Here is a 13,282-nt window from a genome sequence, read left to right as displayed (position 1 = left end):
CCCCTCGCCTGCCCCCGCGAACTCTCGCTGCGCGACCCCGCGCTGTACGCCAACCGCGAACTGTCGCAACTCGACTTCAATTTCCGCGTGCTCGCGCAGGCGCAGGATCCATCGGTGCCCTTGCTGGAGCGGCTGCGCTTCCTCTGCATCAGTTGCACCAATCTGGACGAGTTCTTCGAGATCCGCGGCGGTTCGGTGCGCCACGCGATCGAGTTCGGGCTGCCGGCCGCAGCCGACGGGCTGGCACCGACCGTGCTGATCAACAAGATCCACGACCGCGCCGCCGACCTGGTGCAGGCGCAGTACCGCTGCTTCTACGACGAACTGCGCCCGGCGCTGGCCGACGAAGGCATCCGCCTGCTGCAGCGCGAACAGTGGACGCCGGAGCAGACCCGCTGGCTGCGCGACCATTTCCGCGACGAGATCATGCCGGTGCTGTCGCCGCTCGGGCTGGATCCGGCGCACCCGTTCCCGAAGATCCTCAACAAGTCGCTCAACGTCGTGGTGCTGCTGGAAGGCAAGGACGCGTTCGGCCGCGAGGGCCACATGGCGATCGTGCGTGCGCCACGCTCGCTGCCGCGGATCATCCGCGTGCCCGACCAGGATGGCGATGGCGACCAGTTCCACGACTTCGTGTTCCTGAGCTCGGTGCTGTCGGCGTTCGTGCACGAGCTGTTCCCGGGCATGCAGGTCAACGGTGCCTACCAGTTCCGGGTCACCCGCAACTCCGAGCTGATCGTCGACGAGGAGGATGTGGACAACCTGGCGCTGGCCCTGCGCGACGAACTGCTGGGACGCGGCTACCTGCGCGCGGTGCGCCTGGAGATCGCCGAACAGTGCCCGCAGGACATCGTCGACAGCCTGCTCGCGAATTTCGACCTGCCCGCGAACGCGGTCTACAAGATCAACGGCCCGGTCAACCTCAACCGGGTGGTCCAGGTGTACGACCTGGTGCAGCGCCCGGACCTCAAATTCCCGGCGTTCCAGCCGCGCATCCCGCGCGAGGTCGATGCGATGTTCGACCTGATCCAGCAGGGCGACGTGCTGCTGCACCATCCGTTCGATGCGTTCACTCCGGTGCTCGAATTGATCCGCCAGGCCGCCGAAGACCCGAACGTGCTGGCGATCAAGCAGACCCTGTATCGCACCGGCAAGGAGTCGGCGATCGTCGATTCCCTGATCCAGGCGGCGCGCATGGGCAAGGACGTGACCGTGGTGGTCGAGCTGCGTGCGCGCTTCGACGAAGAAGCAAACCTCGGCCTTGCAGACCGCCTGCAGGACGCCGGCGTGCAGGTGGTGTACGGCGTGGTCGGCTACAAGACCCACGCGAAGATGCTGCTGATCGTGCGCCGCGAAGGAAAATCGTTGCGTCGCTACGTGCATCTGGGTACCGGCAACTACCACAGCGGCACGGCGCGCGCGTACACCGACTTCAGCCTGATGACCGCCGATCCCGACATCGGCAACGACGTGCATCTGATCTTCCAGCAGCTGTCCGGCCTGGCCGCGCCGCTGACCCTCAAGCACCTGCTGCAATCGCCGTTCACCCTCCACAAGGGCGTGATCGACCGGATCGCGCGTGAGACCGCGCATGCCCGCGAGGGCCGTCCCGGGCGGATCGTGGCGAAGATGAACGCGCTCAACGAACCGCAGGTGATGCTCGCCCTGTACGAAGCCTCGCAGGCCGGCGTGCAGGTCGATCTGATCGTGCGTGGTGCCTGCACCTTGCGCGTGGGCATCGAGGGCATTTCGGAAAACATCCGGGTGCGCTCGGTGGTCGGTCGCTTCCTCGAACACCATCGAACCTGGTGGTTCGGCAACGACGGCCAACCCGAGCTGTATTGCTCGTCCGCCGACTGGCTGGAGCGCAACCTGCTACGGCGGGTGGAAACCGCGTTCCCGCTGCTGGATCCCGCCTGCGCACAGCGCGTGCATCAGGAAGGCCTGCTCAATTACCTGCGCGACAACCAGAATGCGTGGGACGTGCAGCCCGATGGCAGCTATGTCCAATGCGTCCCGGCCGAGGGCGAGGCCGCGTTCTCCGCGCAGTTGTCGTTGCTGGAAGACCTGTACGCGTGACGCCGCATGCGTCGATGCGGCGATAATGCGCGGATGACGCCACCCCGCCCGCACACCGCATGAGGACGACCCAGCGCCGCACCCCGGCCAACCGCTCGGCCGCGCCGCGCGACGGCGACATGCTGGCCGCGCTGGACCTGGGCTCCAACAGTTTCCACATGGTCGTGGCGCAGCGCGTGCTGGGTCAGTTGCGGGTGGTCGATCGCCTGCGCGAGACCGTGCGCATGGCCGAGGGCCTGGACGGCTTCGGCGGGATGTCCGCGGACGCGCAGGCGCGCGCCATCGACTGCCTGTCGCGCTTCGGCCAGCGCATCGCCGATATCCCTCCGGCTCATGTGCGCGCGGTGGCGACGAACACGGTGCGCCAGCTGCGTGCGCCCAGCAGCTTCCTGGTCCCGGCCGAAGCCGCGCTGGGACATGCGATCGAAGTGGTCTCGGGCCGCGAGGAAGCGCGCCTGGTCTACTTGGGCGTGGCCCATGCGCAGCCGCCCAAGGACGACCAGCTGCGGCTGGTGATCGACATCGGCGGCGGCTCGACCGAATGCATCATCGGCCGCGGCATGCAGCCGCTGGAGCGGGAAAGCCTGCAGGCCGGCTGCATCGCCAGCACCCGCCGGTTCTTTCCCAACGGTCGCCTGTCGAAGAAGAAATGGAACTCGGCGCTGACCGAGATCACCGCCGAGTTCCAGCAGTTCGCCTCGACGTATCGATCCTTGGGCTGGGACGAGGCGGTCGGCTCGTCGGGCACCAACAAGGCGATCGGCGAGATCTGCGCTGCCCTCAAACTCACCAAGGGCGCGATCACCGCCGAGGCGCTGCCGCAGGTGCGCGAACGCCTGCTGCAGGCAGACCGCATCGAGGACATCAACCTGCCCGGCCTGTCCACCGACCGCCGGCCGATCATCGCCGGTGGGGTGCTGGTGCTGGAGGCTGTATTCGCCGCGCTCGGCCTGCAGCGCATGCAGGTGAGCAAGGGCGCGTTGCGCGAAGGCGTGTTGTACGACCTGCTGGGCCGCGGCGGCGCCGACGATCCGCGCGAAGTCTCGGTGGATGCGCTGATGCGCCGATACGGCATCGATGCCGGGCAGGCCGCACGGGTCGAGGCCAGCGCGCTGCGCCTGTTCGACCAGGTCGCGCCGGCGTGGGCGCTGGATGGTGACGACCGCCGCGTGCTGTCGCGCGCCGCACGCCTGCATGAGATCGGCCTCGCCATCGCCCACAGCGGCTATCACGGGCACGGTGCCTACATCCTGGAACACTCGGATATCGCCGGGTTCTCGCAGCAGGAGCAGCGGGTGCTGGCCGCGCTGGTGCGCACGCATCGACGCGGCATCCCGAAGTCGGCCTTCGACATGATTCCCGACCGCTTGCTGGCCAACACCCGGCACGTCGCGGCGTTGCTGCGATTGGCGGTGCTGCTGCATCGCGCGCACGAAACCGACGACATGCCGGTGCTGCGCCTGCAGGCCGATGGCGAACGCCTGCAACTGACGCTGGACGAACGCTGGCTGCGCGCCCGCCCGCTGCTGCGCGCCGACCTGGCCGGCGAACCGGACGACATGCTCGGCCTGGGCGTGACCCTGAAACTTGCCGCGGAGTAACGCCATGCATCCGGACACCCACGCCTGATCCGCCCATGAATCCACATCCGATCGAGATTTGGCACCAGCTCGTCGCGAGCAGCGACGCCTCGGGACTGAACAGCCTGCTTGCAGATGACGCGGTGTTTCTCTCGCCGATCGTGCACACGCCGCAGCACGGGAAGGCGCTTGCGAAGGCCTATCTGTCCGCCGCGTTCCAGGTGTTTTTCAACCCGTCCTTTCGCTACGTGCGCCAGATCATCGGACCGCACGATGCCATGCTGGAATTCGAGACCGAGATCGATGGCGTGATGGTCAATGGCGTCGACATCATCAAGTGGAACGAGGCCGGCCGGATCATCGAGTTCAAGGTGATGATCCGACCGCTCAAGGCGGTCAATCTCATACATGAACGCATGGGCGCGATGCTGGCGGCTGCGCAACGGAAAGCGTGATCCGATTCGGCCGATGCATCCGCTTGGTGGATTGTCCCTTGCCGCTATGCAGCACGCGACTGCACAAGTCCGCGATAGTGCGCCAGGTGTTCGTCGGTACAGCCCATGCGCAGCTCGAACGCGAGCAGGCGCTTGAAGCAATGGCTGACATCCAGTTCGTCGGTCATGCCCATGCCGCCGTGCAACTGCACTGCTTCCTGCCCCACCTTGCGTGCTGCCTGGCCGACCACGACCTTCGCGCCGCACACCGCGTCGCGTCGCGCGCGCGCATCCGATTGCAGGCAGGCAGACGTGGCGAGATAGGTCATCGAACGCGCCTGCTCGACCTGCATGTACATGTCCGCCATCCGGTGCTGCAACGCCTGCAGGCGACCGATGGCGGTGCCGAACTGCACGCGGTCGCGCGTGTACTGCACGGTGGCGGCGAGGATGCGATCCAGCACGCCCAGTGCATCCGCGCACAACGCCGCGATGCCACGATCCAGCGCTTCGTCCAGTGCCTGCCTCGCATCGGCATCGCCAAGCCGCGTGTCGGCGGCGAGCATGACGTCGAAATCGATCTCGGCGGCGCGCATGCCATCGACCGTACGGTATTCGCGCAAGGCAACGCCTGCCGCGTCCCGGTCGACCACGAACACACCGACGCCGTCACCGACGCGCGCGCTCACCAGCAGCCAGTGCGCCATCGGTGCATGGCTGACGCAGACCTTGCGGCCTTGCAGGCGCCAGCCATCGCCCGCGCGCGCGGCGGTGCTGGTGCGTGGTGCGAACCAGTCGGCATCCTCGTCATGGGCAAGCACCGCGATGGCTTCACCGGATGCGAGTGCGCCGAGCAGTTGTTCGCGTTGCGTGCCCCGCGCCAGCGACGACACCACCCGCGTCGCCACGACCGCGCTGGAATGAAAGGGTTCGACCAGAAGCCCGGCACCGATGGTCTGCGAGGCCAGCATCGTGCCGACCGGACCGGCGCCGATGCCGCCATCGGCTTCATCGATGTCCAGCGCCAGCAGGCCAAGCTCGGCCAATTCGTTCCACGTTGATTGCGACCAACCGGCATTCCCGGCCAGGATGCCGGCACGATGTTCGAGCGTGTAACTCGATTCCAGGTAACGTTGGATCGAGTCCTGCAGCATCTGCTGCTCGTCGGTGAAGGAAAAATCCATGGTCGTCCTTGTCAGAGCTGCAGGACCATCTGCGCGATGATGTTGCGCTGGATCTCGTTGGATCCACCGTAGATGCTCAACTTGCGCAGGTTCATGTACTGGCCGACCGCACGCGGCACGTCTTCGCCATCGCCGTCGAACTGCAGTGCGCGCGGACCAAGCGCTTCGATCTGCAGTTCACTGATGCGTTGCAGTATCTCGGTGCCGCGGATCTTCAGCATCGACGCCTCCGGCCCCGGTGCCTGCTGCCGTGCCTCGGCGAAGATCACCCGCAGGTTGGTGACTTCCAGCGCCTTCAGTTCGAGTTCGACCTGGGCGATGCGGGTGGCGAAGATCGAATCATCGAGCAACGGCGCGCCATGCCGTCTGGCATGGCCGGCCATGCGCTTGAGTCGCGCGAGTTCGCGACGACTCGCGCCGATCCCGGCGATGTTGGTGCGTTCGTGCCCAAGCAGGAATTTGGCGTAGGTCCAGCCGGCGTTCTCTTCGCCGACCAGGTTTTCGACCGGCACCCGCACGTCGTCGAAGAAGATCTCGTTGACCTCGTGGCGGCCATCCAGCAGGCGCGTGGGCTGCACGCGGATGCCTGGCGTCTTCATGTCGATCAGCAGGAAACTGATCCCGCGCTGCGGCTTGGCTGCCGCATCCGTGCGCACCAGGCAGAAGATCCAGTCGGCGTGCTGGCCCAGCGTGTTCCACGCTTTCTGGCCATTGACGACATAGTGATCACCATCGCGTTCGGCCCGGGTCTTCAGTGATGCCAGGTCGGAACCACTGCCCGGCTCCGAATAGCCTTGGCACCACCAGTCGGTGCCGTCGAGGATCCGCGGCAGGAAGCGCGCTTTCTGCGCATCCGACCCATAACGCATGATCACCGGTGCCACCATCTTCAGGCCGAATGGCAACTGGATCGGGGCGTCGGCGGCAAAGCACTCGATGTCGAACAGGTATTGCCGGGTCTTGTCCCAGCCGGTGCCGCCGAACTCCGCGGGCCACATCGCTGCGCCCCAACCGTGTTCGAACAGGATGCGTTGCCAGCGGCGCAGGTCGTCGGCGACATGGCGCTCGTCGCCGCGTTGCACGCGGTCGCGAATGTCCGCGGGCAGGTGGGTGGCGACGAAGGCACGCACCTCGTCACGGAAGGCGATCTCGTCGGCGCTGAAATTCAGGTCCATGCGAACTCCATGCGGTCAGGGTGCACGCAGCGCCGCGACCAGTTGCTGGCGCACGTGCGGGATCGCGGCATACGGATCGGCGGGCGCGCCGCCTGCGAGCAGCGCATCGGCACGTTCGCGCACGCCTTCAACCGCCTGCGGATGTGGCAGCACCCAGAAGCGATCGTGGGCGATGGCATCGAAAGTCAGGCGCGCGACATCATCCGCACTGACCTTGGCCGAAGCGATCGCTTTCTCCACCATGGCTCCACCCAATGCCGCGGCGCGCGTGCGGGTGGGATCGTCGTGCGGGCGATTGCGATGCGACTTCGCGATGCCGGTCGCCACCCATGACGGGCACAGCACCGAACAACCGATCTGGTCGGTGACCAACGACAGATCCTGATGCAGCGTTTCCGACAGCGATACCACTGCGTGCTTGGCGACGTTGTACGGGCCCATCAGCGGCGGATCTATCAGCCCGGCCATCGAGGCGGTGTTGATCACCCGCCCGCGGTAATCCGGATCGGCTTTCGCGGTGGCCAACATGCGCGGTACGAACGTGCGTACACCATGGATCGTGCCCCACAGGTTCACGCCCAGCACCCATTCCCAGTCGCGCGTGGTGGCTTCCCACATCAGGCCGGTACAACCCACGCCTGCGTTGTTGAACAGCAGGTTCACCGAGCCGAATCGCGCGAACGTGTCGGCGGCCAGCGTCTCCATCGCGTCGCCGTCGGTGACATCCAGCGTGCGATGGAGGATGTCGGTGCCGTCGAGTTCGGCAACGGTCTCGGCCAGTGCGTCGGCCTGCACATCGACGAGTACCAGCGCCATGCCTTCGGCTGCGGCGATGCGTGCGAATTCGCGACCGAAGCCCGAACCCGCGCCGGTGATGACCGCGACCTTCCCGCTTAGCATCTCGATCTTCATACCGCGGTGTATCCGCCATCGACCGCCAGCACCTGGCCGGTGATGTGCTGGCCGGCATCGGAGGCGAACAACAGCGCCGCGCCCTTCAGGTCTTCATCGCCACCGAGACGTCGCAGCGGCGCGTTGCCCATGAGCGCTTCTTCACCCACGGCGGCGATCACGCCCTGGCTCATCTTCGACGGGAAGAAGCCCGGCGCGATCGCGTTGACGGTGATGCCACGGCCGCCCCACTCCGCCGCCAGCGCGCGCGTGAGATTGACCACTGCACCCTTGGAGGCGTTGTACGCCGCGGTCTTGAGCAAGCCGCCGGCGTTTCCGCGCAGGCCGGCGACCGAGGCGACGTTGATGATCCGGCCACCGCTACGCGGCAGCATCGAACGTTTCGCGACCTGTTGGGACAGCGCGAACAGACCACGCACATTGAGATCGAAGACCTTGTCCCAGGCCTCCAACGGATAGTCCTCGGCCGGCGCGCCCCAACTGGCACCGGCGTTGTTGACCAGGATATCGACCTGGCCGAATGCAGCGAGCACGCTGTCGACCAGTTGCGTCAGCGCTTCCGGCTTGCTGGCATCGGCGGCAAAGGCTTCGGCACGGATCCCGCGTGCGCGCAGATGCTCCAGCGCGGCATCGAGTTCATGTTGCTTGCGCGCGGAGATCGCGATGGTCGCGCCGTAGTCGCCGAGTGCCTCGGCGATCTGCAGGCCAAGCCCGCGTGATCCGCCGGTGACCAGGGCCACCTTCCCGTCGAGGTCGAACAATGTCTTGTTGCCTTGCATGTCTACTCCTTCAGAACCAGTCGTCGCGCATCGCCAGTGCGGTGTCGTCGTTGTCGGCCAGCCGGTCCAGCCACGCATCCACGCGCGGCAGCTCCCACTGCATGAAATAGCGCGCCGCCTGCCGCTTGCCCTGGGCGAAATCGTCGTCGCGATCGCCAAGCGCCAGCACTTGATCCAGCCAGATCCACGCGACGGTGACGTGGCCGAATGCTTCGAGGTAGGCGCTTGCATTGGCAAGCCGCGCCACCGGATCGGCGACCTGCAACAACGATGCGGTCACTGCGCGCAGGCTCGCCAAGCGAATCGACAAGGCATCGGTAAGCGCCGCCCATGGCGTGTCGACAGCACGCGCGATGCTCGCATCGAGCAACGCGCCGTAGGCGCTGAACGCCGCGCCATCGAACATCGACACCTTGCGGCCGAGCAGGTCGATGCCCTGGATCCCGTGGGTGCCTTCGTGGATCGGGTTGAGCCGGTTGTCGCGCCAAAGCTGCTCGACCTTGTAGTCGCGCGTGTAGCCGTAGCCGCCGTGCACCTGGATGGCGAGGTCGTTGCCGTGCAGGCACCACTGCGATGGCCAGCTCTTGGCGATCGGGGTGAGGATGTCGAGCAGCAAGTCGCACGACGCCGCCGCGGCTGCATTCCCGGTCTCGCGGGCGATGCGGGCTTCATCGACAAGCTTGGCGCAGTACAGCACCAGGCCCAGTCCGCCCTCGGCATAACTCTTCTGCGCCAGCAGCATCCGCCGCACGTCCGCATGCGCGACCAACGGTTGTTGCGGCTGCGACGGATCCTTCCCCGCCGGGCCGGGCAGCCGTCCCTGCGGACGATTGCGTGCGTACTCCAGCGCGTGCAGATAACCGGCATAGCCCAGCGCCACCGCGCCAAGGCCAACGCCAATACGCGCATCGTTCATCATGTGGAACATGCCAGCGAGGCCTTCGCCCGGCTTGCCGACAAGGTAACCGATCGCGCCCGCGCGGCCTTCCGGCTTGAAGCGCCCTTCGCCGAAATTGAGCGCGCAATTCACCGTCGCGCGATAGCCCAGCTTGTGGTTCAAGCCGGCCAAGGTGACGTCGTTGCGTTCGCCCGCGTTGCCGTGCGTGTCCACCAATGAACGCGGCACGATGAACAACGAGATACCGCGCGTGCCGGGCAGCAACTTGCCATCGGCATCCGGCACTTTCGCCAGTACCAGATGCACGATGTTGCCGAGGATTTCGTGCTCGCCTCCGGAGATCCACATCTTGCGACCATCGAGCCGGTATTGCGGGCCGAATGAGGATTCGCGTTCGTAGGTCGCGCGGGTGGTGATGTCGGACAGCGACGAGCCCGCTTGCGGCTCCGACAGGCACATCGTGCCAGTCCACTCACCGCGCAACTGCGGCAGCGCGAAGGCCTCGACCTGCGCCGGCGTGCCGTGCGCCAGCAGCAGGCGCGAGTTGCCCATCGTCAGCAACGGATACGCGCAGGCACCGATGTTGGCGGCGTAGAGGTTCACCAGCGCGGCCTTCTCCACCACGACCGGCAACTGCATGCCACCGACGGATTCGTCTTCGGTCGCCGACACCAGTCCACTTCCGGCGAACGCGCGCACCGCCTCCGCGACCTGCGGATGCACGGTGACGCGGTCGCCATCGAAATGCGGCTCCTCGCGGTCGGCGTTCTGGTAGCACGGCGCAAACACTTCCCACGCGAGACGATCGCAACCGTCCATCACCGCGTCGAAGGTCTCCGCCGAATGCGCGGCGAAACGCGGCGCCTGCAGCAGGGCACCGACGTCCAGCCAGTCATGCAGCTGGAAGTTCAACTCGCGGCGCGGGATCAGCGGCACGGACATCGATCAGGCGACCTCGAACAAGCCGGCCGCGCCCTGCCCGCCGCCGACGCACATGGTCACCACCACGTACTTCACGCCACGGCGCTTGCCCTCGATCAGCGCGTGACCCACTAGGCGCGCACCGCTGACACCATACGGGTGGCCCACCGCGATCGCGCCGCCGTTGACGTTGAGCCGCTCGTGCGGGATGCCGAGCTTGTCCATGCAATAGAGAACCTGCACGGCGAACGCCTCGTTGAGTTCCCACAGGCCGATGTCGTCCACGGTCAGGCCCGCGTTCTTCAGCAGCTTCGGCACCGCAAACATCGGGCCGATGCCCATCTCGTCGGCCTCGCAGCCGGCTACCGCGAAACCGCGGAAAATGCCGAGCGCTTGCAGACCTTTGCGTGCAGCGGCGTCGGACGACATCAGCACGCTGGCGGATGCGCCATCGGAAAACTGGCTGGCATTGCCTGCCGAAATGACGCCGCCGGGCACCGCGCTGCGGATCTTCGCGACGGCCTCGTAAGTGGTGTCGGCGCGCACGCCTTCGTCGCGATCCAGCGTGACCTCGCGCGTGCTGACGGCTTTGGTCACCGGATCGGCAACTGCCATGCGCACCGTGATCGGCACGATCTCGTGATCGAAGCGGCCGGCGGCCTGTGCAGCAGCTGCGCGCAACTGGCTTTCGGTGCCGTAACGATCTTGCCGTTCGCGGTCGATGCCGTAACGCTTTGCCACGATCTCCGCGGTCTGCAGCATCGGCATGTAGATCGCCGGGGAGTGCCGCTTCAACCACGTGTCTTCCAGCATGTGCTGGTTGATGGTGCCCTGCACGGTGGAGATGCATTCCACGCCACCGGCCACGAACACCTCGCCTTCGCCGGCGATGATGCGCTGCGCGGTCTGCGCGATCGCCTGCAGGCCGGAGGCGCAGAAGCGGTTGACGGTGGCCCCGGGCACGCCGGCCGGCAGGCCGGCGCGGATCGCGATCTGCCGTGCGATGTTGCTGCCGGTTGCGCCTTCCGGCGTGGCGCACCCCATCACCACGTCCTCGACTTCGGCGGGATCGATGCCGGCGCGTTCGACCGCGTGGCGTACCACATGGCCGCCAACGGTGGCCCCATGGCTGAGATTCAAGGCGCCCTTCCAGCTCTTGGCCAGGCCGGTGCGCGCGGTGGAAACGATGACAGCGTCTTTCACGGCGGACCTCACGCGGCAGCGCGCGGGCGCGCGGTGTATTGGTTGAAGGAAAGACCGGCACCAGCCAGTTCGACCAGCAGCGGTGCCGGTTCCCAGCACTCGCCGCGATGACCGCGCGCGTAGCCGCGCATCGCCGCGAGCACGTTGTACAGACCGACCTGGTCGGCATGGAACATCGGCCCAGCACGCCAGACCGGAAAGCCGTAGCCGGACAGATAGACGATGTCGATATCGGATGCGCGGGCGGCGATACCTTCTTCAAGCAAACGCGCGCCTTCGTTGGTGAGCGCATACACCAGCCTCTCGACGATCTCCTGGTCGCTGATCGCACGACGGGTGATGCCGAGTTCCTGCGATTGCGCGATGATCATCGCCTCGACCTCGGCTGACGGATGCGGCGTGCGATCGCCCGGCACGTAGTCGTACCAACCCTTGCCGGTCTTCTGGCCGTAGCGGCCCATCTCGCACAGCAGGTCGCCGTTCTTTGGATAGACCATGCCGGGTTGTTCGACGTAACGACGCTTGCGGATCGCCCAGCCGATGTCGTTGCCGGCGAGGTCGCCCATCCGGAACGGCCCCATCGCAAAACCGAAGGCTTCCATCGCCCGGTCCACCTGCTGCGGCAGCGCACCTTCCTCCAGCAGGAAACCGGCCTGCCGCGAATACTGTTCGATCATGCGGTTGCCGATGAAGCCGTCGCAGACGCCGGACACCACCGCGGTCTTGCGGATGCGCTTGGCCATCGCCATCGCGGTCGCCATCACGTCCTTTGCGGTCTGTGCACCACGCACCACTTCCAGCAGGCGCATCACGTTCGCCGGGCTGAAGAAGTGCAGACCCAGCACGTCCTGCGGCCGTTTGGTGAACGCTGCGATCCGGTCCACGTCCAGCGTCGACGTATTCGTCGCCAGGATCGCGCCGGGCTTGGCCACGGCCTCGATCTTCTCGAACACCGATTGCTTGACCGCGTAGTCCTCGTACACCGCTTCGATGATCAGGTCGGCTTCGCCCAGCGCGGCATAGTCCAGCGAAGGCGTCAACAGCGCCATGCGCTGCTCGACCTGTGCCTCGGTGAGCTTGCCCTTCTTCGCGCTGGCCTCGTAGTTGCGGCGGATGGTGGCCAGGCCGCGATCCAGCGCTTCCTGCGCGGTCTCCACCAGCACCACGGGGATGCCGGCATTGACGAAGTTCATGCTGATGCCGCCGCCCATGGTGCCGGCACCGATCACCCCGACCCGGTCGATCGCGCGCGGCACGACATCCGCGCCGATGTCGTCGATCTTGCCGGCCGCGCGTTCGCCGAAGAACGCATGGCGCAGCGCCTTGGATTCCGGCGAGTTCAGCAGCACGGTGAAGCCTTCTCGCTCGACCGTCATGCCGACATCGAACGGCTTCAGCGATGCGGCTACCGCATCCACGCATCGCAGCGGCGCGGGGAAATGTTTCGACGCAGCGGCCACGCCCATGCGCGCCCAGGCGATAAAGGCTTCGGCATCATCATGTTCGACCTTGCGGTCGCGCACGCGCGGATGCGGACCACCTGCGGCGATCCTGTCCTTGAGCAACGCGACGGCGGCATCGACCACGTCGCCTTCCACCACTGCATCGAACAACGCGGTGCGGGCGAGCTTGCCGGCAGGCACCGACGCGCCCGACACGATCATGTTCAACGCGGTTTCCAGCCCGACCACGCGCGGCAGCCGTTGGGTGCCTCCCGCGCCCGGAAGGATGCCGATCTTCACTTCCGGCAAGCCGACCTCGGCCTTCGCATTTGCGACGCGGTAGTTCGCGCCCAGCGACAGCTCCAGCCCACCGCCCAAGGTAGTGCCGTTGATGGCGATGCAGACCGGCTTCGGGCTGGCTTCCACCGCCGCGATGACATCGTGCAGGTTGGGTGCCTGCTCCGCGCGCGGCGTGTTGAATTCCTTGATGTCGGCACCGCCGGAAAATATCGTGCCGCCGCCAGTGATGACGATGCCGCTGATCGCGTCATCGGCATTGGCGGCTGCGAGCGCATCCGTCATGCCGCGGCGAATGGCCAGGCCCATGCCGTTGACCGGCGGGTTCTCGAAGGTAATGACGGCGATGCCGTCGCGCGAAGTCGTGGTTACAGCCAT

Annotated in this window: 10 protein-coding genes; 3 read left to right on the top strand and 7 right to left on the bottom strand. The window is 66.4% G+C overall.

Going from position 1 to position 13,282, the window contains the following annotated elements; genetic code table 11:
• Positions 1-27 precede the first annotated feature (27 nt).
• From ppk1 to H9L16_RS10290, 3 genes are read left to right on the top strand one after another with little or no spacing between them, the layout of a single operon-like run.
• Positions 28-2,079 (top strand): polyphosphate kinase 1, encoded by a 2,052-nt coding sequence (gene ppk1 / locus H9L16_RS10300; RefSeq protein WP_187554145.1) that lies wholly within the window; start codon positions 28-30, stop codon positions 2,077-2,079.
• Positions 2,080-2,138: 59 nt separating this feature from the next.
• Entirely contained in the window at positions 2,139-3,680 is a 1,542-nt protein-coding gene (ppx, locus tag H9L16_RS10295) for an exopolyphosphatase (RefSeq protein ID WP_187551621.1), read from the top strand.
• Positions 3,681-3,715: 35 nt separating this feature from the next.
• Complete coding sequence (locus H9L16_RS10290) at positions 3,716-4,114, top strand: nuclear transport factor 2 family protein (protein WP_187551620.1); 399 nt, start codon at positions 3,716-3,718, stop codon at positions 4,112-4,114.
• Positions 4,115-4,158: 44 nt separating this feature from the next.
• On the opposite strand, the gene H9L16_RS10285 is transcribed toward H9L16_RS10290, so the two are convergent.
• Genes H9L16_RS10285 through H9L16_RS10255 form a run of 7 tightly spaced genes read right to left on the bottom strand, consistent with a single transcriptional unit; the run spans position 4,159 to position 13,282 of the window.
• Positions 4,159-5,277, bottom strand: a complete 1,119-nt coding sequence (locus tag H9L16_RS10285; RefSeq protein ID WP_187551619.1) for an acyl-CoA dehydrogenase family protein — start codon at positions 5,275-5,277, stop codon at positions 4,159-4,161.
• A gap of 11 nt (positions 5,278-5,288) precedes the next feature.
• Positions 5,289-6,452 carry an acyl-CoA dehydrogenase family protein gene (locus H9L16_RS10280; protein ID WP_187551618.1) on the bottom strand — a complete coding sequence of 388 codons (1,164 nt, stop codon included), beginning with the start codon at positions 6,450-6,452 and terminating at the stop codon, positions 5,289-5,291.
• Between the two features lie 15 nt (positions 6,453-6,467).
• The gene (locus H9L16_RS10275; protein WP_187551617.1) at positions 6,468-7,364 is read right to left on the bottom strand and encodes an SDR family oxidoreductase; all 897 of its coding nucleotides are present in this window, start codon (positions 7,362-7,364) and stop codon (positions 6,468-6,470) included.
• Positions 7,361-8,143: an SDR family oxidoreductase gene (locus H9L16_RS10270; protein ID WP_187551616.1), complete on the bottom strand. Its 783-nt coding sequence runs from the start codon at positions 8,141-8,143 to the stop codon at positions 7,361-7,363. The genes H9L16_RS10275 and H9L16_RS10270 overlap by 4 nt, the downstream gene beginning before the upstream one ends.
• Positions 8,144-8,153: 10 nt before the next feature.
• Positions 8,154-9,983, bottom strand: a complete 1,830-nt coding sequence (locus tag H9L16_RS10265; RefSeq protein WP_187551615.1) for an acyl-CoA dehydrogenase — start codon at positions 9,981-9,983, stop codon at positions 8,154-8,156.
• 3 nt (positions 9,984-9,986) lie between these two features.
• The gene (locus H9L16_RS10260) at positions 9,987-11,165 is read right to left on the bottom strand and encodes an acetyl-CoA C-acyltransferase (protein ID WP_187551614.1); all 1,179 of its coding nucleotides are present in this window, start codon (positions 11,163-11,165) and stop codon (positions 9,987-9,989) included.
• Between the two features lie 8 nt (positions 11,166-11,173).
• Positions 11,174-13,282, bottom strand: coding sequence for a 3-hydroxyacyl-CoA dehydrogenase NAD-binding domain-containing protein (locus H9L16_RS10255; protein ID WP_187551613.1), 2,109 nt, complete (start codon positions 13,280-13,282; stop codon positions 11,174-11,176).

It is taken from the genome of Thermomonas carbonis (assembly GCF_014396975.1).
Classification (GTDB): domain Bacteria; phylum Pseudomonadota; class Gammaproteobacteria; order Xanthomonadales; family Xanthomonadaceae; genus Thermomonas; species Thermomonas carbonis.
The sequence above is the reverse complement of the archived record's forward strand: the minus strand, read 5'-3'. Positions and strand labels throughout refer to the sequence as shown.

Excerpts from the sequence above, each read along its gene's own strand:
- ppx (WP_187551621.1), top strand. The coding sequence starts at position 2,139 with ATGAGGACGACCCAGCGCCGCACCCCGGCCAACCGCTCGGCCGCGCCG.
- H9L16_RS10290 (WP_187551620.1), top strand. The coding sequence starts at position 3,716 with ATGAATCCACATCCGATCGAGATTTGGCACCAGCTCGTCGCGAGCAGC.
- H9L16_RS10285 (WP_187551619.1), bottom strand. The coding sequence starts at position 5,277 with ATGGATTTTTCCTTCACCGACGAGCAGCAGATGCTGCAGGACTCGATC.
- H9L16_RS10280 (WP_187551618.1), bottom strand. The coding sequence starts at position 6,452 with ATGGACCTGAATTTCAGCGCCGACGAGATCGCCTTCCGTGACGAGGTG.
- H9L16_RS10275 (WP_187551617.1), bottom strand. The coding sequence starts at position 7,364 with ATGAAGATCGAGATGCTAAGCGGGAAGGTCGCGGTCATCACCGGCGCG.
- H9L16_RS10270 (WP_187551616.1), bottom strand. The coding sequence starts at position 8,143 with ATGCAAGGCAACAAGACATTGTTCGACCTCGACGGGAAGGTGGCCCTG.
- H9L16_RS10265 (WP_187551615.1), bottom strand. The coding sequence starts at position 9,983 with ATGTCCGTGCCGCTGATCCCGCGCCGCGAGTTGAACTTCCAGCTGCAT.
- H9L16_RS10255 (WP_187551613.1), bottom strand. The coding sequence starts at position 13,282 with ATGGCTGTAACCACGACTTCGCGCGACGGCATCGCCGTCATTACCTTC.